The 21,625-nt window shown below is 47.0% G+C and carries 23 protein-coding genes; 19 read left to right on the top strand and 4 right to left on the bottom strand.

The features are described from left to right. Window positions 1–19: 19 nt before the first annotated feature. The 3 genes from racX to padC all read left to right on the top strand — a co-directional run bounded on the left by racX (window position 20) and on the right by padC (window position 1,799). Window positions 20–703, top strand: coding sequence for a broad specificity amino-acid racemase RacX (gene racX / locus NSQ83_RS18150; protein WP_029725959.1), 684 nt, complete (start codon window positions 20–22; stop codon window positions 701–703). A gap of 132 nt (window positions 704–835) precedes the next feature. Beyond that, window positions 836–1,291, top strand: a complete 456-nt coding sequence (locus NSQ83_RS18145) for a DUF3237 domain-containing protein (protein ID WP_088467400.1) — start codon at window positions 836–838, stop codon at window positions 1,289–1,291. A 22-nt stretch (window positions 1,292–1,313) separates the two neighbouring features. Continuing rightward, window positions 1,314–1,799: a phenolic acid decarboxylase gene (gene padC, locus NSQ83_RS18140; RefSeq protein ID WP_003243190.1), complete on the top strand. Its 486-nt coding sequence runs from the start codon at window positions 1,314–1,316 to the stop codon at window positions 1,797–1,799. 26 nt (window positions 1,800–1,825) lie between these two features. Here the strand turns inward: padC and NSQ83_RS18135 are convergent, their stop codons facing one another. From NSQ83_RS18135 to slrR, 3 genes are all read right to left on the bottom strand, one after another. After that, a complete protein-coding gene (locus NSQ83_RS18135) occupies window positions 1,826–2,017 on the bottom strand; it encodes a hypothetical protein (protein WP_038429676.1) in 192 nt (63 codons plus the stop codon). A 2-nt stretch (window positions 2,018–2,019) separates the two neighbouring features. Continuing rightward, window positions 2,020–3,489, bottom strand: a complete 1,470-nt coding sequence (pnbA, locus tag NSQ83_RS18130) for a para-nitrobenzyl esterase (RefSeq protein ID WP_339238734.1) — start codon at window positions 3,487–3,489, stop codon at window positions 2,020–2,022. Window positions 3,490–3,563: 74 nt separating this feature from the next. Further along, window positions 3,564–4,022, bottom strand: coding sequence for a transcriptional regulator SlrR (slrR, locus tag NSQ83_RS18125; protein WP_198878476.1), 459 nt, complete (start codon window positions 4,020–4,022; stop codon window positions 3,564–3,566). Window positions 4,023–4,267: 245 nt separating this feature from the next. Here slrR and NSQ83_RS18120 point away from each other — a divergent pair, with 245 nt between their 5' ends. From NSQ83_RS18120 to NSQ83_RS18050, 15 genes are all read left to right on the top strand, one after another. Continuing rightward, window positions 4,268–4,972: a YveK family protein gene (locus tag NSQ83_RS18120; RefSeq protein WP_003228247.1), complete on the top strand. Its 705-nt coding sequence runs from the start codon at window positions 4,268–4,270 to the stop codon at window positions 4,970–4,972. A gap of 5 nt (window positions 4,973–4,977) precedes the next feature. After that, window positions 4,978–5,661, top strand: coding sequence for a protein tyrosine kinase EpsB (gene epsB, locus NSQ83_RS18115; protein ID WP_003228249.1), 684 nt, complete (start codon window positions 4,978–4,980; stop codon window positions 5,659–5,661). A gap of 234 nt (window positions 5,662–5,895) precedes the next feature. Continuing rightward, complete coding sequence (locus NSQ83_RS18110; protein ID WP_171518537.1) at window positions 5,896–7,716, top strand: nucleoside-diphosphate sugar epimerase/dehydratase; 1,821 nt, start codon at window positions 5,896–5,898, stop codon at window positions 7,714–7,716. A gap of 11 nt (window positions 7,717–7,727) precedes the next feature. Beyond that, entirely contained in the window at window positions 7,728–8,873 is a 1,146-nt protein-coding gene (locus tag NSQ83_RS18105; protein WP_161476681.1) for a glycosyltransferase family 4 protein, read from the top strand. Next, window positions 8,870–9,706 carry a glycosyltransferase EpsE gene (gene epsE, locus NSQ83_RS18100; RefSeq protein WP_003228255.1) on the top strand — a complete coding sequence of 279 codons (837 nt, stop codon included), beginning with the start codon at window positions 8,870–8,872 and terminating at the stop codon, window positions 9,704–9,706. The genes NSQ83_RS18105 and epsE overlap by 4 nt, the downstream gene beginning before the upstream one ends. Then, the gene (locus NSQ83_RS18095) at window positions 9,699–10,853 is read left to right on the top strand and encodes a glycosyltransferase family 1 protein (RefSeq protein WP_015714750.1); all 1,155 of its coding nucleotides are present in this window, start codon (window positions 9,699–9,701) and stop codon (window positions 10,851–10,853) included. The genes epsE and NSQ83_RS18095 overlap by 8 nt, the downstream gene beginning before the upstream one ends. Next, complete coding sequence (epsG, locus tag NSQ83_RS18090; protein ID WP_339238731.1) at window positions 10,850–11,953, top strand: biofilm exopolysaccharide biosynthesis protein EpsG; 1,104 nt, start codon at window positions 10,850–10,852, stop codon at window positions 11,951–11,953. Before NSQ83_RS18095 ends, epsG begins: the two co-directional genes overlap by 4 nt. 24 nt (window positions 11,954–11,977) lie before the next feature. Further along, a complete protein-coding gene (locus NSQ83_RS18085) occupies window positions 11,978–13,012 on the top strand; it encodes a glycosyltransferase family 2 protein (RefSeq protein WP_032726900.1) in 1,035 nt (344 codons plus the stop codon). A 4-nt stretch (window positions 13,013–13,016) separates the two neighbouring features. Next, window positions 13,017–14,093, top strand: a complete 1,077-nt coding sequence (locus NSQ83_RS18080) for a polysaccharide pyruvyl transferase family protein (protein WP_198878478.1) — start codon at window positions 13,017–13,019, stop codon at window positions 14,091–14,093. Further along, complete coding sequence (locus NSQ83_RS18075; RefSeq protein WP_198878479.1) at window positions 14,090–15,124, top strand: glycosyltransferase; 1,035 nt, start codon at window positions 14,090–14,092, stop codon at window positions 15,122–15,124. Before NSQ83_RS18080 ends, NSQ83_RS18075 begins: the two co-directional genes overlap by 4 nt. Further along, the gene (locus NSQ83_RS18070; RefSeq protein ID WP_187001903.1) at window positions 15,121–16,638 is read left to right on the top strand and encodes an MATE family efflux transporter; all 1,518 of its coding nucleotides are present in this window, start codon (window positions 15,121–15,123) and stop codon (window positions 16,636–16,638) included. The genes NSQ83_RS18075 and NSQ83_RS18070 overlap by 4 nt, the downstream gene beginning before the upstream one ends. Beyond that, window positions 16,635–17,243, top strand: a complete 609-nt coding sequence (locus tag NSQ83_RS18065) for a sugar transferase (protein ID WP_106073389.1) — start codon at window positions 16,635–16,637, stop codon at window positions 17,241–17,243. Before NSQ83_RS18070 ends, NSQ83_RS18065 begins: the two co-directional genes overlap by 4 nt. Beyond that, the gene (locus NSQ83_RS18060; RefSeq protein ID WP_014480944.1) at window positions 17,240–17,890 is read left to right on the top strand and encodes an acetyltransferase; all 651 of its coding nucleotides are present in this window, start codon (window positions 17,240–17,242) and stop codon (window positions 17,888–17,890) included. Before NSQ83_RS18065 ends, NSQ83_RS18060 begins: the two co-directional genes overlap by 4 nt. A gap of 4 nt (window positions 17,891–17,894) precedes the next feature. Then, on the top strand, window positions 17,895–19,061 hold the full coding sequence (locus tag NSQ83_RS18055) for an aminotransferase class I/II-fold pyridoxal phosphate-dependent enzyme (RefSeq protein ID WP_198878480.1): 1,167 nt from the start codon (window positions 17,895–17,897) through the stop codon (window positions 19,059–19,061). After that, on the top strand, window positions 19,040–20,008 hold the full coding sequence (locus NSQ83_RS18050; protein ID WP_198878481.1) for a polysaccharide pyruvyl transferase family protein: 969 nt from the start codon (window positions 19,040–19,042) through the stop codon (window positions 20,006–20,008). The genes NSQ83_RS18055 and NSQ83_RS18050 overlap by 22 nt, the downstream gene beginning before the upstream one ends. A gap of 9 nt (window positions 20,009–20,017) precedes the next feature. Here NSQ83_RS18050 and yvfG read toward each other — a convergent pair whose 3' ends face one another. Further along, window positions 20,018–20,236 carry a protein YvfG gene (yvfG, locus tag NSQ83_RS18045; protein WP_003219905.1) on the bottom strand — a complete coding sequence of 73 codons (219 nt, stop codon included), beginning with the start codon at window positions 20,234–20,236 and terminating at the stop codon, window positions 20,018–20,020. Window positions 20,237–20,314: 78 nt separating this feature from the next. Between yvfG and rpoN the strand changes: the two genes are divergently transcribed. Continuing rightward, the gene (rpoN, locus tag NSQ83_RS18040; protein ID WP_198878482.1) at window positions 20,315–21,625 is read left to right on the top strand and encodes an RNA polymerase factor sigma-54; all 1,311 of its coding nucleotides are present in this window, start codon (window positions 20,315–20,317) and stop codon (window positions 21,623–21,625) included.

The following is a 21,625-nucleotide window of genomic DNA, read 5'->3' as shown; positions in this document are numbered from 1 at the left end:
TTAGAAAGGAATGAATTTGATGATCGGAATATTAGCCGGAATGGGGCCGAAATCGACCTCGCCGTTTATTGATAAGGTGATTGATTACTGTCAGAAGCTGTATGGGGCTTCAAACGATATTGACTACCCGCACATGATGATCTATTCATGCCCGACGCCCTTCTATGCAGATCGTCCAATTGACCATGACGAGATGAAAAAAGCGATTATCGACGGAGCGGTAAAGCTCGAGAAAACAGGAGTGGATTTCATTGCGCTGCCTTGTAATACGGCGCATGTCTACTATGAAGAGATTCAGCAGGCATTGTCGGTTCCTATGTTGCATATCGTTGAGGAAACGATAAAAGAGATTCCGCATCCTGCAAAAAAAGCGGTGGTTTTAGGAACAGAGCCAACCATCCAATCCGCCATCTACCAAAAAGTTCTGAAGGCAAATGGACAAGAAGTTGTTCACAAGGACCATTGGCAGCAGGTTGTGAACCAGCTTATCGCCGCAATCAAACAGCCTAATCATATGGAGCATACACAAGCATTGTGGCAGACGCTATATGAAGAAATCAGTCAGCATGCAGACATCATCATTTCAGCCTGCACGGATTTAAATGCGGTGTTAGATCATATTCAAAGTGAGATTCCGATTATAGATTCCTCTGCCTGTCTTGCCAAAAGCACTGTCAGCACATATCTTGCTTATCAAAGCTAGCTTCAGACAAGGACTGTCTTCAAACAGTCCTTGTTTTTTTATGTTCCTATTGTTTGACAGTTAACTTGCAATGGTGTTAAAGTAAACATGTAAATAGTTACATGATTTTTTTCTGAAGGTGAGGTGGTTCTCGTGAAGAAGCCGGTTTTAAAACCATTCGCCTCTTTAGAAATCAAGGTTGATCCGCCTATCACGATTGGTGAGACAAGCCTGGGACTGAGACGATTCATTCCGATTCGTTCGAGAACAATAACCGGGGAAGTAAAGGGACGTATTTTGCCGGGCGGTGCCGATTCACAAATGATTCGCGCTAACGGCAGAACAGATTTATCTGCCAGGTATGTGATTGAAACAGCAGATCATGAACTGATTTACATTGAAAACAATGGAATACGGCAAGTCAGCGAGCCGTTTCGAAAACAAGCGGCAGCCGGGGAAATTATTGAACCGGAGCATGTTTATTTTCGTACGGTACCGACGTTTGAAACAGGCAGTGAAGTCTATCAATGGCTCCATGACCGCTTGTTTATCGGTTCCGCAGAAAGAACCCCTGATTACGTTCGACTAGACATTTATGAAGTACAGTAAAAGACTAAGGAGAGTGTGTAAGATGGAAAACTTTATCGGAAGCCACATGATTTATACGTATGAAAACGGATGGGAATACGAGATTTATATTAAAAACGACCATACAATTGATTATAGAATTCATAGCGGAATGGTTGCCGGACGCTGGGTTCGGGATCAGGAAGTGAATATTGTCAAACTGACAGAAGGCGTATATAAAGTGTCTTGGACAGAGCCGACTGGCACGGATGTTTCATTAAACTTTATGCCAAATGAAAAACGCATGCATGGCATTATTTTCTTCCCGAAATGGGTGCATGAACATCCTGAAATTACGGTTTGCTACCAAAATGACCACATTGATTTGATGAAAGAATCCCGCGAAAAATATGAAACGTATCCAAAATACGTTGTACCTGAATTTGCGGAAATTACATTTCTGAAAAATGAAGGAGTCGACAACGAAGAAGTGATTTCGAAGGCTCCTTATGAGGGAATGACAGACGATATTCGCGCGGGAAGATTATAATAAACATAAAAACCCAGAAAAGAGAATTACTTCTCTTTTCCGGGTTTTCTTTTTGCTGAGTATGCGGGAACCATCACAATTCCCGCGAAAAACAGTATGATGCCAGTCCAGCGCATAGGCTGGTAATAGACTGTGTCCCGTAAACATACCACGGCCGACAAAATAATGATACAAGCTGCCACAACAATGGCAGCACCAATGTATCCTGTTTTCTCCATATTTATTCTCCTTTTGAAGGGAATAGCTTCTGCCTTTTTTCAGATTCGGGATCGTTTTCGATCGTAATCTCTGAGTCTAAAATCACCGTCTCTCTCGTTTCTTCATGATACGCCGGCCAATTCACAGCTTCGGTGCTTGGGTTTCCTGTTTTAGCGAACGTGATCCACGCGGATTGTATCGTGTGAGAAAGCTGTTTCACCTCATCCGTAATCTCCGCTTTTGCCATTCGTTCCAATCCGTCCAGATTTCCAAAGACAAAAGGAAGCTCTAATGCGTGAAACGCTTTATTGTACGGCGGCTTCTCCGGGTGCCAATCGAACCGGTACATCCAGACAGGGGCGTAATGAGACTGTGCGGATGCATAGGCGACGGCAGGGCGCCAAAATAATAAATCAGTCATCATATGAATTTGGCTTTCCAGAGAACGCGGATACAAATCGGCAGCTTTCTCTGCCAGCGGCTTCCCTAGTAAATACTCGAGTGCTGCATCAAGCGTTTCCTGAGAATGAACGTCTGAATCCGGGGTGAAAAATAAATATCCTTCATCACGGGTTGTTCCAATCAATAGCGGAATGCCGGAAGCAGCCCCTTCTGCGATCGCTTTTTCTGGTTCTTCAGGCAGCGTTTTCGGATCAAGGGCGGGCTGGAAGAACAGCTGAAAGATATTTTCTTTTTCTGCAATCCGAAGCTGATCGGCCGCTTTAAGCAAATCTTCCGCTGCTACAGTATGCAATCTGTCCAGCTGGCTCTCATTAATCCCAAGGACCTGTAAAAAGGCAGCCGCAGTGCTTGCCGCTTGTTCTTTTGTCATTGTTCGGGAAGCGCCGCTTTCCATGATCGCTTTCTGGAACAGGCCTTTTGCCGTAGGCATAGCAAGCAGCGCGGCAATGCTCATGCCGCCGGCGGATTCTCCAAATACTGTTACGTTATCGGGATCACCGCCAAACGCTGAGATATTCTCTTGCACCCATTTCAGTGCGGCGGCTTGGTCTAAAAGCCCAAGGTTATCGGAATACGCCTCATCAAATGAAGACAAGTGCAAAAAGCCAAACGGCCCCAGCCGATAGTTCAGTGTAACGACAATGACCTCTCCCTGCGCCGCAAGTTTTGATCCGTCATACAATGGCTCACTGCCCGCTCCAAGATAAAAAGCGCCTCCGTGAATCCACACCATGACAGGCAGGTTTTGACTTGGAGTGTCAGGCGCAAATACATTGACATACAAGCAATCCTCGGACTGGCGGGGCAGCTCTGTATACGACAGTGAGAGCAAATCAGACGGCTGCGGGCAAATAGGACCGTACGCTGTGGCATCAAGGACATCTTCCCACACTTCAGGCGGCTCAGGTGCTTTAAAACGCCATTGTCCGACAGGCGGCTTGGCATAGGGGATGCCTTTCCACTTATGTACGCCGTTTTCCGTTGTGCCTTTTACTTTGCCATATTGAGTCGTTACTATTTGATGAGTCATTGTGTTCTCTCCCTTTTTCACCCATTATAAACAGATTTACCCTATAGATGCGAACGTTAGCCCTTAACCGATCATCATCTTCCCATTGTTTTTAAAAAGGATTTGACTTCATGGACAGACAAGCCGATTTCTCTTGCTTCCGCCATCAGCGCTTTCCATTCTTCTATATTGGATTCCGTCAGTTTGCGGTTGCGGTAAGAGGCAGTTTTAGGCTGTTCTTTCTTGAGTCTGTTCGTAAAAGTGAACAATTCTTCCTTTTCCATCCCGGCTTGTACGGCTTGCACTAAATGTACGCGCCATTCTTCTTCACCGCCGCTGATTTTTTCATACATCATTGTTTCTGCGTCAAATAATTCTGTTAATTCAACTTCCAGTGTGGCAGAAACTTTTTTTAAAAATTGAACGGACGGATTCGTGTGAACGCCTCTTTCAATCTTGCTTAAATAGGATTTGGATACGCCTGACTCAACAGCCAGCTGATTAATAGAATAGCCTTTTCTTTTACGGTACAAACGGATAATTCTTCCAATCATAATATGAAATTCTCCTCTATTCCTGTCGTTATTTCGTTCATTATAAGGAATTTTTCGTTCTTTATAAAATTTAAAATAATAAGGGAAGTGCAGTAAATTAGAGGAAAATCATGATTTTGTTCTCTAAAGAGAACTTATTGGCTTATTTTGCAATTTTTAAATAATAACGTTTTCTTTTATAATCCAATCATTAACAGAAAGGGGCGCGGGAAGCCAGCCGCGGGAAGGCTGAAGGCTATGAATACATGAATGAGAATATGAGTTTCAAAGAATTATATGCGATTGTCAGACACAGATTCGTGCTGATTCTGCTCATCACAATCGGCGTCACCCTTATTATGGGTTTTGTGCAATTTAAGGTCATTTCACCGACCTACCAGGCGTCGACACAGGTGCTGGTTCATGAATCAGACGGTGAAGAAAACTCGAATCTCAGTGACATCCAGCGAAATCTTCAGTATAGCAGCACGTTCCAATCGATTATGAAAAGCACTGCCTTGATGGAAGAAGTTAAGGCGGAATTGCACCTATCTGAATCGGCTTCCTCGCTGAAAGGAAAAGTGGTTACCAGCAGTGAAAATGAATCAGAAATCATTAACGTTGCCGTTCAGGATCACGATCCGGCGAAAGCGGCTGAGATTGCGAACACGTTAGTGAACAAGTTTGAAAAAGAAGTAGATGAAAGAATGAATGTACAAGGCGTACATATATTATCAGAGGCGAAGGCTTCTGAAAGCCCGATGATCAAGCCGGCCAGGCTGCGAAATATGGTCATGGCTTTTGGCGCTGCTGTCATGGGCGGCATTACACTGGCATTTTTTCTGCATTTTCTCGATGATACTTGCAAAAGCGCACGGCAGCTCAGCGAGAGAACCGGATTGCCATGCTTAGGCTCCGTTCCTGATGTCCACAAAGGGCGGAATCGCGGGATAAAACATTTCGGGGAGTGAAGCGAGTGATCTTTAGAAAAAAGAAAGCAAGGCGAGGTTTGGCTCAAATATCTGTTTTACACAATAAATCAGTTGTTGCGGAACAATATCGCACCATTCGGACAAACATTGAGTTCTCATCTGTCCAGACCAACTTGCGATCTATCCTCGTCACCTCCTCTGTGCCTGGTGAAGGTAAATCGTTCAGTGCAGCGAATCTTGCGGCTGTCTTTGCGCAGCAGCAGGAAAAGAAAGTACTGCTGGTGGATGCCGATTTAAGAAAGCCGACCATCAATCAAACGTTTCAGGTTGATAATGTAACCGGGCTGACAAATGTGCTGGTCGGCAATGCTTCACTCAGTGAGACGGTGCAAAAGACGCCGATCGATAACTTATATGTACTGACAAGCGGGCCGACCCCGCCAAACCCGGCAGAACTGCTGTCTTCAAAAGCAATGGGAGATTTAATATCTGAGATCTATGAACAATTCAGCCTCGTCATCTTTGATTCCCCTCCGCTTTTGGCTGTTGCAGATGCTCAGATTCTAGCAAATCAGACAGACGGCAGCGTGCTCGTCGTTTTAAGCGGAAAAACAAAAACCGATACCGTTCTGAAAGCAAAAGATGCACTGGAACAATCCAATGCGAAGCTGTTAGGCGCTCTTTTAAACAAAAAGAAAATGAAAAAATCGGAACACTATTCCTACTAGTTTTTGTAAAGGTGATGTCTCCTGACCTGTATCAATGGAGGCACTCGGCTCTGCTGTGGGCAGCTGAAGTTGCTGCCTTAGATGCTGGTCGTCGCTGGCGGGGCGTGAGGATGGGTTAAATGCCCACTTATCTGATATATACATAGGACGTGTTGTCGGTTTAGCTGCTGCCGATTTTTTGGAGAGACGAAAACCGCCGCAGCTAAACCGATAAAAGAATTAGGGGGGAAAAGGTTGAGTTACCGGAGAAGACTGTCAATGATTATTGCGCTGGATACTTACCTCGTTTTAAATTCAGTTATTGCAGGATATCAATTTTTAAAAGATTCCTATCAATTTTATGACTCCGGAGCATTACTGCTTACCGCTGTCAGCTTGCTCCTCAGCTATCATGTGTGTGCTTTCCTGTTCAATCAGTATAAACAGGTGTGGACATACACCGGGCTTGGTGAGCTGATTGTCCTGCTTAAGGGCATTACGCTTTCCGCCGCTGTGACCGGTATCATTCAGTATGCTGTGTATCACACGATGTTCTTCCGTCTGTTAACCGCGTGCTGGGTGCTTCAGCTTTTGTCTATTGGAGGGACCCGTATTTTATCCAGAGTATTAAACGAAAGCATCAGGAAAAAACGCTGCGCCTCGTCCCGCGCGCTGATTATCGGGGCGGGCTCAGGTGGGACTCTGATGGTCAGGCAGCTGCTTTCGAAAGATGAACCTGATATCATACCTGTCGCTTTTATTGATGACGACCAAACGAAGCATAAATTAGAAATTATGGGACTGCCCGTAATCGGCGGTAAAGAAAGTATCATGCCTGCGGTGCAAAAGCTCAAAATTAATTATATTATTATTGCCATTCCTTCACTCCGCACCCATGAGCTTCAGGTGTTATATAAAGAATGTGTGCGAACCGGAGTAAGCATTAAAATTATGCCTCATTTTGATGAAATGCTGCTTGGCACACGAACTGCAGGACAAATCAGAGATGTAAAAGCTGAGGACTTGCTCGGCAGAAAGCCGGTAACCCTCGACACTAGCGAAATTTCGAACCGCATCAAAGGAAAAACAGTTCTCGTCACGGGAGCGGGCGGATCAATCGGCTCGGAAATCTGCCGTCAGATCAGCGCGTTTCAGCCTAAGGAAATCATTCTGCTCGGCCATGGGGAAAACAGCATTCATTCGATTTATACAGAGCTGAACGGACGATTCGGCAAACACATTGTGTTCCATACGGAAATCGCTGATGTGCAGGACCGCGATAAAATGTTTACCTTGATGAAAAAATACGAGCCGCATGTTGTCTATCATGCAGCTGCCCATAAGCATGTGCCTTTAATGGAACACAATCCAGAAGAGGCGGTCAAAAACAATATTATCGGAACAAAAAATGTCGCGGAAGCAGCCGATATGTCGGGAACAGAGACATTCGTGCTCATTTCATCGGACAAAGCGGTGAACCCAGCCAACGTAATGGGGGCGACAAAACGATTCGCAGAGATGATTATTATGAATCTTGGGAAAGTCAGCAGAACCAAATTTGTCGCTGTTCGCTTCGGCAATGTACTCGGGAGCCGCGGCAGCGTCATTCCAATTTTCAAAAAACAGATTGAAAAAGGCGGCCCGGTGACAGTAACACATCCGGCAATGACCCGCTATTTCATGACGATTCCCGAGGCATCAAGGCTTGTGATTCAGGCTGGGGCACTGGCGAAAGGGCGTCAGATTTTCGTTCTCGATATGGGAGAGCCCGTAAAGATTGTGGATCTTGCCAAAAACCTCATTCATTTGTCCGGCTACACGACTGAGCAGGTTCCAATCGAATTCACAGGCATTCGTCCGGGCGAAAAAATGTATGAAGAATTGCTGAACAAAAATGAAGTCCATGCTGAACAAATCTTTCCAAAAATTCACATCGGTAAAGCGGTGGACGGCGATTGGCCGGTGCTGATGCGCTTTATCGAGGATTTTCATGAGCTGCCGGAAGCCGACCTGAGAGCGAGGCTGTTTGCGGCAATCAATACATCAGAAGAAATGACGGCTGCCAGCGTTCATTAGGGGGAGTGAAAATGACGAAAAAGATATTGTTTTGCGCGACTGTTGATTATCATTTTAAGGCCTTTCACCTCCCTTATTTTAAATGGTTCAAACAAATGGGCTGGGAGGTTCATGTCGCTGCGAACGGACAAACCAAGCTGCCGTATGTGGATGAGAAATTCTCCATCCCGATTCGCAGGTCACCTTTTGACCCTCAGAACCTGGCCGTTTATAGGCAGCTGAAGAAAGTGATTGACACCTATGAATACGACATTGTCCATTGCCATACACCGGTCGGCGGCGTTCTCGCCAGACTGGCGGCGAGGCAGGCACGGCGGCACGGAACAAAGGTGCTGTACACAGCCCACGGATTTCACTTCTGCAAAGAAGCACCAATGAAAAATTGGCTTCTTTACTATCCGGTTGAGAAATGGCTTTCAGCATATACAGACTGCCTGATTACGATTAATGAAGAGGATTACATACGGGCGAAAGGACTTCAAAGGCCGGGCGGAAGGACGCAGAAAATTCACGGCATTGGCGTCAACACCGAGCGTTTCCGGCCTGTCAGTCCGATAGAGCAGCAAAGACTCAGAGAAAAGCACGGGTTCCGTGAAGATGATTTTATATTGGTTTATCCGGCTGAGCTCAATCTGAACAAAAACCAGAAGCAGTTAATTGAAGCCGCAGCCTTGCTAAAAGAAAAAATTCCCTCACTCCGCCTTGTGTTTGCCGGGGAAGGGGCAATGGAACATACGTATCAAACGTTAGCTGAAAAGCTTGGTGCCTCCGCCAATGTCTGTTTTTACGGCTTTTGCAGCGACATACATGAGTTGATTCAGCTTGCGGATGTATCTGTCGCATCCAGCATTAGAGAAGGCCTCGGTATGAATGTGCTTGAGGGAATGGCGGCAGAAAAACCGGCGATCGCCACAGATAATCGCGGGCATCGGGAAATCATCCGCGACGGAGAAAACGGTTTTCTGATCAAAATCGGTGACAGTGCTGCTTTTGCCCGCCGGATTGAACAGCTTTACCATAAGCCGGAGCTCTGCCGAAAGCTGGGACAGGAAGGCCGAAAAACAGCCTTGCGCTTCTCGGAGGCGCGAACGGTGGAAGAAATGGCAGATATTTATTCCGCGTACATGGATATGGATACAAAGGAGAAAAGCGTATGAACTCAGGACCGAAAGTTTCTGTCATTATGGGCATTTATAATTGCGAACGCACTTTGGCAGAAAGCATAGAATCCATACTCAGCCAATCCTATAAAAATTGGGAGCTGATTTTGTGCGATGATGCGTCAACAGACGGCACGCTCCGCATCGCGAAGCAGTATGCCGCTCATTACAGCGACCGCATCAAACTGATTCAAAACAAAACAAATAAGCGGCTTGCCGCATCATTAAATCATTGTCTTTCGCATGCGACAGGCGATTATATCGCACGTCAGGACGGAGATGACCTTTCGTTTCCGCGCCGTCTGGAAAAGCAGGTCGCGTTTTTAGAAAAGCACCGACACTATCAGGTGGTTGGCACCGGCATGCTTGTGTTTGATGAATTTGGCGTAAGAGGCACCCGCATTCTGCCTTCTGTTCCGGAGCCGGGCATCATGGCAAAAGGGACTCCATTTTGCCACGGCACGATTATGATGAGAGCGAGTGCCTACCGCACGCTGAAAGGCTACCGGTCGGTGCGGCGGACGAGACGAATGGAAGATATTGATTTGTGGCTTCGCTTTTTTGAAGAGGGCTTCAGGGGCTATAATCTTCAGGAAGCCTTGTATAAAGTGAGGGAAGACAGCGATGCATTCAAACGGCGGTCATTTACGTATTCAATCGACAATGCCATTCTTGTCTATCAGGCGTGCAGACGCTTGAAGCTTCCTTTATCTGATTACATATATATCGCAAAACCGTTAATTCGCGCCTTTATGCCTGCAGCTGTGATGAATCGCTACCACAAAAAAAGAGTGATGAACCAAAAGGAAGGGCTTGTCAAGCATGAATAGCAGCCAAAAGCGCGTGCTCCATGTTCTCAGCGGCATGAACAGGGGCGGCGCGGAAACCATGGTAATGAATTTATATCGGAAGATGGACAAAAGCAAAGTGCAATTTGATTTTTTAACGTATCGAAATGATCCGTGCGCTTATGATGAAGAGATTTTATCATTAGGCGGGCGGCTTTTTTATGTCCCGAGCATTGGGCAAAGCAATCCCCTTACATTTGTGAGGAATGTGAGAAACGCGATAAAAGAAAATGGGCCGTTCAGCGCCGTTCATGCGCACACGGATTTCCAAACGGGTTTTATCGCCCTTGCGGCAAGGCTCGCCGGAGTGCCGGTCAGGGTATGCCACTCCCACAATACGTCTTGGAAGACCGGCTTCAACTGGAAGGATCGATTGCAGCTGCTCGTGTTCAGGCGGCTCATTTTGGCAAATGCGACAGCGCTGTGTGCCTGCGGAGAGGATGCGGGCAGGTTTTTATTTGGACAGTCCAATATGGAGCGGGAGCGTGTTCACCTTCTTCCTAACGGGATTGACCTTGAGTTGTTCGCCCCAAATGGGCAGGCGGCTGATGAAGAAAAAGCAGCACGCGGCATTGCAGCCGACCGGCTCATCATTGGCCATGTGGCCCGGTTTCATGAAGTGAAAAACCACGCGTTCCTGCTGAAACTTGCCGCACATCTCAAAGAAAGAGGCGTTCGCTTTCAGCTCGTTCTGGCGGGAGACGGGCCGTTGCGCGGGGAGATAGAGGAGGAGGCGCGCCGGCAGAATTTGCTTTCAGACGTCCTCTTTTTAGGCACGGAAGAACGGATCCATGAATTGATGCGCACATTTGATGTATTTGTCATGCCGTCTCTGTACGAAGGCTTGCCGGTTGTGCTTGTGGAAGCACAGGCGTCGGGGCTTCCATGCATCATTTCAGACAGCATTACAGAAAAAGTCGACGCCGGTCTCGGGCTTGTCACAAGATTAAGTCTTTCTGAGCCGATCAGCGTCTGGGCTGAAACCATTGCAAGGGCGGCCGCCGCAGGCAGGCCGAAGCGTGAGTTCATCAAAGAAACACTTGCTCAACTTGGCTACGATGCACAGCAAAATGTAGGAGCGCTGCTGAATGTATACAACATCAGCACGGAAAAGGACCATGACCGATGATTGTATATGCCGTCAATATGGGGATTGTATTTATTTGGTCTTGGTTCGCTAAAATGTGCGGCGGCCGTGACGATTCGCTTGCCACGGGGTATCGGCCGAATAAGCTTTTGATCTGGATTCCGCTCGCTTCACTTGTGCTCGTGTCAGGTCTCCGCTATCGAGTCGGCACGGATTTTCAGACGTACACGCTGCTGTACGAATTGGCGGGCGATTATCAAAATGTGTGGCAGATATTCGGTTTCGGCACAGCGAAAACAGCGACAGATCCGGGGTTTACCGCACTCCTTTGGCTGATGAATTTCATCACGGAAGATCCTCAAATCATGTATTTTACGGTGGCGGTCGTGACCTACAGCTTTATTATGAAGACACTCGCCGACTATGGCAGGCCGTTTGAGCTGAGTGTCTTTTTGTTTTTGGGAACCTTTCATTACTACGCGTCTTTTAACGGCATCAGGCAATACATGGTCGCAGCTGCTTTGTTTTGGGCGATCCGTTATATCATCAGCGGGAACTGGAAGCGATATTTCCTGATTGTGCTGGTCAGCTCGCTCTTTCATTCGTCGGCGCTGATTATGATTCCAGTGTACTTTATTGTCAGAAGAAAAGCCTGGTCACCGGCGATATTCGGCCTATCCGCTTTATTTCTCGGCATGACATTTTTATATCAAAAATTTATTTCTGTGTTTGTCGTTGTACTTGAAAACAGCTCATACAGCCATTATGAAAAATGGCTCATGACGAACACAAATGGAATGAATGTGTTCAAAATCGCTGTTTTGGTTCTGCCGCTGTTCCTTGCATTTTGCTATAAAGAACGATTGCGGAGTCTGTGGCCGCAAATCGATATTGTCGTTAATTTGTGCCTGCTTGGTTTTTTGTTCGGCCTTTTGGCCACAAAGGACGTGATTTTTGCCAGATTCAATATTTATTTCGGTCTGTATCAAATGATCCTAGTCCCTTATTTCGTCAGGATATTTGATGAAAAATCGAACGCCCTTATCTATATCGCTATCGTTGTTTGTTATTTTCTTTACAGTTATTTGCTTATGCCGGTTGATTCATCGGTTCTGCCTTACAGAACGATTTTTTCCCGGTAATTTATGCACGAGGAGCCGGTCATTATGGAAACACCTGCGGTTAGTCTGTTAGTCGCTGTTTATAACACAGAAACATATATCAGAACGTGTCTCGAATCACTGCGGAACCAGACAGTGGACAATATTGAAATCATCATTGTCAATGACGGTTCAGCTGACGCCAGCCCGGATATCGCAGAAGAATACGCCAAAATGGACAACAGGTTCAAGGTGATTCATCAGGAAAACCAGGGACTCGGTGCGGTTCGGAATAAAGGCATTGAAGCGGCACGCGGCGAATTTATCGCGTTTATCGATTCAGACGATTGGATCGAACCTGATTATTGCGAGCAGATGCTCCGGGCAGCAGGCGATGAAACTGATCTGGTCATTTGCAATTACGCCGCAGAGTTTGAGGACACTGGCAAAACCATGGACTCAGACATTGCCCAAACCTATCAGGATCAGCCGAAGGAGCACTATATCAAGGCATTATTCGAAGGGAAGGTCAGAGGGTTTTCATGGAACAAACTGTACAGAAGAAGCATGATTGAAGCCCATCGGCTGTCGTTTCCGCTCCGAGGCGAGCTGGAGCATGTCGAGGATCAGTTTTTCAGCTTCAGGGCTCATTTTTTCGCCCGCTCAGTATCCTACGTAAAAACGCCGCTCTATCATTACCGAATTCACCTTTCCTCCATTGTGCAGCGCTATCAGAAAAAATTGTTTGAATCAGGACTTGCGCTGTATGAGGCGAATGCGGCGTTTTTACAGGAGAACAACAAACTGGAGGAGTATCGCAAGGAGCTTGATACCTTTATCGTTCTTCACAGCAGCATCTGCATGCTGAATGAATGGAAAACGAGCGGCAGCCGCCGACTGTTTGAAAAGCTTAGAAATGTTGGCGTGATATGCGCGGACCCGGTGTTTCAAGAAAGTCTTTCAAAAACGGGTACCGCTCCTTTTGACGCAAAACGGTCATGCCTGCTTCTGATGGCGAAATACAGAATGATTCCGTTCGTCGCTATGGCATCGGCTGTGTATCAGCGGGTGATCGAGTACAAAATGAGAAACAGAGGGTGAGGACATGTCGTTACAATCGTTGAAAATCAATTTTGCAGAATGGCTGCTGCTAAAGGTCAAATATCCGTCCCAATATTGGCTGGGAGCGGCAGATCAACCGGTAAAGGCCGCAGCACATCAGAAAAAAATCATACTGACCCTGCTGCCGTCCCATGACAATTTGGGAGATCACGCAATTGCTTATGCCAGCAAGGCATTTCTTGAGCAAGAATACCCGGACTTTGACATCGTCGAGGTTGATATGAAGGACATTTACAAATCAGCAAAAAGCCTGATCCGCTCGCGCCATCCGGAGGATATGGTCTTTATCATCGGCGGCGGAAACATGGGGGATTTATACCGTTATGAGGAGTGGACGCGCCGCTTCATCATTAAAACATTCCGTGACTATCGGGTTATCCAGCTTCCGGCAACGGCTCATTTTTCTGACACGAAAAAGGGGCGCAAAGAGCTGAAACGGGCACAGAAAATTTATAATGCGCACCCCGGCCTATTGCTCATGGCACGGGATGAAACAACGTATCAATTTATGAAACAGCATTTTCAAGAAAAAACAATTTTGAAGCAGCCGGACATGGTGCTGTATTTAGATAGAAGCAAGACCCCCGCAGAACGCGAAGGGGTTTATATGTGTTTGCGCGAGGATCAGGAAAGCGTGCTTCAGGAGGACCAGAGGAACCGGGTCAAGGCTGCGCTATTTGAGGAATTCGGCGAGATCCAATCCTTTACGACAACGATCGGCCGCCGGGTCAGCCGCGATACACGCGAACAAGAACTTGAAGCACTGTGGTCTAAGCTGAAAAGCGCAGAAGCCGTCGTCACTGACAGGCTTCATGGCATGATTTTTTGCGCGCTGACAGGAACGCCGTGTGTTGTCATTCGCTCCTTTGACCATAAGGTGATGGAAGGCTATCAATGGCTTAAAGACATCCCGTTCATGAAGCTGATAGAACATCCGGAGCCAGAGCGCGTAACAGCCGCAGTCAATGAGCTTTTAACAAAAGAAACACCTCGTGCAGGCTTTCCGAGAGATGTGTATTTTAAAGGCCTGCGTGACAAAATCAGCGGTGAAGCGCAATGATCCCGCTCGTCAGCATTATTGTCCCGATGTATAATGTTGAACCATTTATAGAAGAGTGCATTGATTCTTTGCTTCGTCAAACGCTTTCTGATATTGAAATCATCCTCGTGAATGACGGAACACCGGATCGTTCAGGCGAAATTGCAGAGGACTATGCAAAACGGGATGCGAGAATCCGGGTCATTCATCAGGCAAACGGCGGGCTTAGTTCAGCGCGAAATACGGGAATAAAGGCCGCGCGGGGCACTTACATCGGCTTTGTAGACGGAGACGATTATGTATCATCCGCCATGTTCCAGAGGCTGGCTGAAGAAGCGGAGGAAAATCGGCTCGACATCGTCGGATGCGGTTTTTACAAACAGTCATCGGACAGGCGGACTTATGTGCCGCCGCAGCTTGAGGCAAACCGCGTGCTGACAAAACGAGAAATGACTGAACGGCTTAAACATGCTCACGAAACGAGATTTATCTGGTATGTATGGCGTTATCTTTACCGCCGTGAGCTTTTTGATAGGGCGGATCTGATGTTTGATGAAGACATCCGTTTTGCTGAAGACTCTCCCTTCAATTTGTCCGCTTTTTGCGAAGCGGAGCGGGTGAAAATGCTGGATGAAGGCTTGTACATCTATCGTGAAAACCCGAACAGCCTGACAGAAATTCCTTATAAGCCGGCGATGGATGAACATCTTCAAAAACAATATCTGGCTAAAATCGCATTCTACAATCACTACGGCTTAGCAGGCGCATGTAAAGAAGATTTGAATGTGTACATTTGCAGGCATCAGCTTCCGATGCTTTTGGCAAATGCCTGTGCTTCTCCGAATTCGCCGAAAGACATCAAAAAGAAGATCAGACAGATTTTATCCTATGACATGGTGCGGCAGGCTGTCAGACATACACCGTTTCAGCATGAGAAATTATTAAGAGGAGAGCGCTTGGTATTAGCACTGTGTAAATGGCGGCTCACTTTTCTTATCAAGCTGTTTTTCGAGCATCGGGGGACAATGAAAGGCAGTGCGAAGCAGGCATGAAATTCACGATAAATTTCAGCGCTAATCTCACGGCTTTTCTGTTGTCTGTTTTCCTATCGGTTTGGATGACGCCTTTTATTGTCAGTACGCTTGGTGTGGAAGCGTTTGGCTTTGTTCACTTGACACAAAATGTGATTAATTACTTTTCGGTTATCACCGTGGCGCTCAGCTCGGTTGTCGTTCGGTTCTTTTCTGTTGCTGCCCACAGGGGAGAGCGGGAGAAAGCAAATGCGTATATCAGCAATTATTTAGCGGCCTCTGTTTTGATTTCATTGCTGCTCTTGCTGCCGCTTGCGGGTTCGGCTTTTTTTATTGACCGCGTCATGAATGTGCCGCAAGCGCTTTTGGCAGATGTGCGTTTGTCGATTTTGATCGGCAGTGTGCTGTTTATTTTAACGTTTCTGATGGCGGGTTTCGGCGCTGCACCATTTTATGCCAACCGCCTTTATATCACCAGTTCCATTCAGGCGGTGCAAATGCTTATACGGGTGCTGTCTGTGCTGCTCCTGTTTGCATGCTTTGCGCCGAAAATCTGGCAGATCCAGCTTGCAGCTTTAGCTGGTGCTGTCATTGCGTCTGTGCTGTCTTTCTATTTCTTCAAAAAGCTGATTCCGTGGTTTTCGTTTCGTATGAAGGATCTTTCATTCCGCACAAGCAAGGAGCTGTTTCAAGCGGGCGCATGGAGCTCCGTCAATCAAATCGGCGTCCTGCTTTTTTTGCAGATTGATCTGTTAACCGCCAATTTGATGCTGGGGGCGTCTGCATCCGGGAAATACGCGGCGATTATCCAGTTTCCGCTGCTTTTGCGCAGCTTGGCCGGAACGGTCGCATCCCTGTTTGCGCCTATCATGACTTCATATTATTCAAAAGGCGATATGGAAGGGTTGATGAATTACGCCAATAAGGCAGTAAGGCTCAATGGTCTTTTGCTTGCACTTCCTGCTGCCTTATTGGGCGGATTGGCGGGACCTTTTTTGACAATCTGGCTCGGACCGTCCTTTTCAACGATAGCACCGCTTTTATTTATTCATGCCGGATACTTGGTTGTCAGCCTCGCCTTTATGCCGCTGTTTTATATATGGACCGCTTTTAATCAACAAAAAACACCGGCGATTGTTACCCTGCTGTTAGGTGCGGTGAATGTGGTGCTGGCGGTCACGCTGAGCGGGCCGGCTCATCTCGGTCTGTACGGCATAACGTTGGCAGGGGCCATTTCTCTTATTTTAAAAAATGCCATCTTTACGCCGCTTTATGTATCCCGCATTACAGGCTACAAAAAGCACGTGTTCTTTAAAGGCATAATCGGGCCTCTATCAGCCGCTGTATTTGCCTGGACGGTCTGTAAGGCAATTCAGTTCGTTGTGAAGGTTGACGGATGGCCGTCACTGATAGCGACGGGAGTGACAGTCAGCTTTTGCTACGCTGTTTTCGCTTTTATGCTCGTTTGTACAAAAGAGGAAAGACAGCTGGTATTAAAACGGTTTCGAAAAACGAAAGGAGCTGTGAATCTTTGATCCTGAAACGACTTTTTGATCTGACGGCCTCCATTTTTTTGTTGTGCTGTACAAGTGTGATCATACTGTTCACCATCGCCGTTGTCAGGCTGAAAATAGGATCACCTGTCTTCTTTAAGCAAGTAAGGCCAGGCCTGCACGGCAAACCGTTCACCCTATATAAGTTCCGGACAATGACGGATGAACGGGACGGTGAGGGAAATCTGCTGTCTGATGAAGTCCGGCTGACGAAAACGGGCAGGCTGATCAGAAAGCTGAGCATTGATGAGCTTCCGCAGCTCCTGAATGTCCTGAAGGGCGATCTGAGCCTTGTCGGGCCGCGGCCGCTTTTGATGGACTATCTGCCTCTTTATACAGAAAAACAGGCGCGGCGCCATGAGGTGAAGCCGGGTATCACAGGCTGGGCGCAAATCAATGGCAGAAACGCGATTTCCTGGGAAAAGAAATTTGAATTAGATGTTTGGTACGTTGACAACCGGTCATTTTTTCTCGATTTGAAAATTTTATGTTTGACGGTGCGAAAGGTCCTTGTTTCAGAAGGGATTCAGCAAACCAATCATGTGACCGCGGAACGGTTTACCGGAAGCGGAGATGTGTCCTCATGAAAAACGTGGCCATTGTGGGTGACGGCGGACACGGAAAGGTGATCAGAGAGCTGATAAACGCCCGCTCAGATACGCGCTTAGCCGCGGTGCTGGATGATAAATTCAAAACGTTCGAAGGCGGAAAAGAATGGTACACAGGACCGCCGGAAGCCGTTACTGAACTACGCAGGCTCATTCCTGATGTGCTGTTTCTGATTGCTGTTGGGAATAACAGTGTCAGAAAACAGCTGGCGGAGCGACTGGGACTGAGGAAAGATGATTTTATTACATTGATTCACCCGTCAGCCATCGTCAGCAGGTCGGCTGTCATTGGGGAAGGGACAGTAATTATGGCGGGCGCGATCATTCAGGCGGATGCGCGCATCGGCGCTCATTGCATCATCAATACGGGTGCAGTGGCAGAGCACGATAATCAAATCAGCGATTACGTTCATCTGTCCCCGCGTGTCACGCTGTCAGGAGCGGTTTCCGTTCAGGAAGGCGCTCACGTCGGAACTGGTGCATCCGTCATACCGCAGATCACAATCGGGGCTTGGAGCATTGTCGGAGCCGGCTCCGCGGTGATCCGTCCCATACCTGACAGGGTAACGGCGGCCGGTGCTCCGGCACGCATCATTTCTTCCATTCAAACATCAAACAAAGGATGATTCTATGCATAAAAAAATCTACTTATCTCCCCCTCATATGAGCGGCAGGGAGCAGCACTATATTTCAGAAGCCTTTCGCTCAAACTGGATCGCGCCGCTTGGGCCGCTCGTGAATTCATTTGAAGAACAGCTGGCAGAACGAGTCGGTGTAAAAGCAGCTGCTGCGGTCAGCTCAGGAACGGCGGCGATTCATCTCGCGCTGCGTTTACTTGAGGTAAAAGAAGGTGACAGCGTGTTTTGCCAGTCCTTCACATTTGTAGCAACCGCCAATCCGATTCTATATGAAAAAGCGGTGCCCGTCTTTATTGATTCTGAGCCTGATACGTGGAATATGTCGCCGACAGCCCTTGAAAGAGCATTGGAGGAAGCGAAAAGAAATGGAACACTGCCAAAAGCGGTGATTGCCGTCAATCTATATGGGCAGAGCGCGAAAATGGATGAAATCGTAAGCCTGTGTGATGCATACGGAGTTCCTGTCATTGAGGACGCAGCCGAATCTCTCGGCACAGTCTATAAAGGGAAGCAAAGCGGAACTTTCGGGCGCTTCGGCATTTTTTCATTTAACGGGAACAAAATCATTACCACATCAGGGGGAGGGATGCTCGTTTCAAATGATGAAGCAGCAATTGAAAAAGCAAGATTTCTCGCTTCGCAGGCACGAGAGCCGGCTGTTCATTATCAACACAGTCAAATTGGTCATAATTACAGGCTGAGCAATATCTTAGCCGGCGTCGGCATTGCCCAGCTTGAGGTGCTGGATGAGCGAGTGGAGAAAAGAAGGACCATTTTCACGAGATACAACAATGCGCTCGGTCACATAGACGGCGTCCGCTTTATGCCGGAGTACGCAGCAGGCGTATCCAATCGCTGGCTCACCACGCTCACACTTGATAACGGGCTCAGCCCATATGACGTAGTTCAACGTCTTGCTGAAGAAAACATTGAAGCTCGTCCGCTGTGGAAGCCGCTCCATACCCAGCCGCTATTCGATCCGGCTTTATTTTATTCTCATGAAGATACAGGAAGCGTATGCGAAGATTTGTTCAAGCGAGGAATCTGTCTCCCATCGGGGTCCAATATGACAGAAGATGAGCAAGACCGGGTCATTGAAGTGCTACTGCACTTATTCCAAACTGCCGAGGTGAAGAAATGGACAGCAAGCATTCGATGATCAGCCTGAAACAGAAACTGTCCGGGCTGCTCGACGTCATACCGAAACAATCAGAGATTATATATGCTGACTATCCTCTATATGGGAATGTAGGGGATTTATTTATTATGAAAGGAACAGAAGCCTTCTTTAAAGAACACGGGATTCGGGTCAGAAAACGCTGGAATCCTGACAATTTTCCAGTCGGGCGAAAGCTGGATCCTCATCTCATCATCGTCTGCCAGGGAGGCGGAAACTTCGGGGATCTGTATCCGTATTATCAAGGCTTTAGAGAGAAAATCGTCCAAACCTATCCGAACCACAAAATTGTGATCCTGCCGCAATCGATTTATTTTCAAAACAAAGACAACCTCAAACGGACGGCAGAGATATTTTCTAAGCATGCGAACCTTCACATTATGACAAGGGAAAAAGCCTCCTATGCTACGGCACAGGCTTATTTTTCAAGAAATCACATTCAGCTTCTGCCTGATATGGCTCATCAGCTGTTTCCCGTCATTCCCACGCAGCAGCCGTCCAATCAAAAACTGAGATTTATCCGAACAGATCATGAAGCAAACCAGGCGCTTCAGGGACACGCAGAAGCGGAAAGCTACGACTGGCGCACGGTGCTGTCAGCTTCAGACCGCCGGACGATTGCTTTTCTCCAAACGCTGAACGTCTTGAATAAAAAAGCAGGCAACCCTTTGCCCATTGCGTATATATGGGAAAAATACTCGGATTATATCGTCCAAAAAGCGATTCGGTTTTTCAGCCGTTACGAATCGGTGGAAACATCGAGGTTGCACGGCCACATCCTGTCTTCTCTTCTTCAAAAAGAAAACACGGTCATTGATAATTCCTACGGGAAAAACGCCAATTACTTTCATACCTGGATGGAAGGCGTGCCAAGCACCCGTCTCATCCAGCACGCCTCAAAGAAGGAAAACCTTCCTGCTCACATGTGAGCGGAAGGTTTATTTTGATTCTCCACGTTTGACTTTGTTGTATGCTTCATCTAAATGCTGAATCCGTTTCAGGACAACTGCGTTTTTCGTCAGCTGGTCCTGCACTAGTGTTGAGACGACGGAACGGTAGTAGCTGTTCATCGCGTGGATTTTATCCTCAGACTGATTCATTTCAATATGCTGTTTTAAATTCTCAATAAAATAAGGGACGGAAAAAAGTTCAGACATTTCTTTGGCAGCTCCTTTTTCATAAATGTATACGGTGTGATCTCAATCATGTACAATGAAGAAAGGGGAGTGAGCAAGATGGATATGAAACTTCAGCAAGTACAAGTATTAAAGCCTCAACTGACACAGGAGCTCAGGCAGGCCATCACGCTGCTTGGCTATCATTCGGCAGAACTCGCCGAGTACATTGATGAGCTCTCACTGGAAAACCCTCTTATTGAACGAAAGGAAACAGACACACCGCCACTATCTTACCATAAAACAAACAAAAACAGGATGAATGCACAGGAAGCGGGCCTTCAATTAAGTAATCCGCAAAAAACATTGCAGGATGCGTTAAAACAGCAGTCACTCGATATGAATCTGACCAACACTGAAAAAAAGATTTTTAATTATCTGATTCATTCGCTTGATTCAAACGGGTACTTGGAAGAAGATGTGGAGGAGGTAGCACGGCGCCTATCTGTATCGGCTAAGGAAACGGAGGCTGTTTTGGCAAAACTCCAGTCATTAGAACCGGCTGGAATCGGTGCGAGATCTTTGCAGGAATGTATCCTTCTTCAATTACAGCGGCTGCCGAACAGAAATGAACAAGCGGAAATGCTGATTTCAGCTCATTTTGATGCTTTTGCGCAAAAAAAATGGAAAGCGCTTTCAGTAGAGACGGGAATTCCGCTCCATACCATTCAAGATATCTCAGATGATATCGCGGCTCTTCATCCTAGACCTGGCCTTCTGTTTGCCCGGCCAGAGCAAGATGTGTATATTGAGCCTGACATTTTTATCACCGTAAAAAACGGGCACATTGCAGCGGAACTGAATACCCGCTCGTTTCCCGAGATCGATCTGCATCCGCAGTACAGAACGCTTTTATCATCCGGCTCCTGTCAGGATACTGTCTCCTATTTATCTGCGAAATATCAGGAGTGGCGCTGGCTGAGCCGCGCGCTGCGGCAGCGAAAACAGACAATCACGAGAATTATCAATGAACTGATCACACGCCAAAAGGATTTCTTTCTGAAAGGGCGAAGCGCAATGAAGCCGCTGACTCTCAGAGAGGTGGCGGACTGTCTAAGCCTTCATGAATCAACTGTGAGCCGGGCCATTAAAGGGAAAACAATACAAACGCCTTACGGGCTGTTTGAGATGAAACTCTTTTTCTCAGCAAAAGCCGAGGCTTCAGGAGAGGGAGATGCGTCGAATTATGCAGTCAAAATGCATCTTGAAGACCTGATCAATCAAGAGGACAAAACAAAACCGCTTTCAGATCAAAAGCTTGTCGATTTGCTGTATGAACAACACGGCATCCAAATCTCGAGACGCACCGTGGCAAAATATCGCGATCAAATGAATATTCCGTCATCGGCAGCGAGAAAGCGATATAAATAA

This window comes from Bacillus sp. PS217, assembly GCF_037963535.1.
In the GTDB taxonomy this organism is placed as follows: Bacteria; Bacillota; Bacilli; order Bacillales; family Bacillaceae; genus Bacillus; species Bacillus subtilis.
Note: the sequence above shows the minus strand (reverse complement) of the source record. Positions and strands in the feature narration are given on the sequence as shown.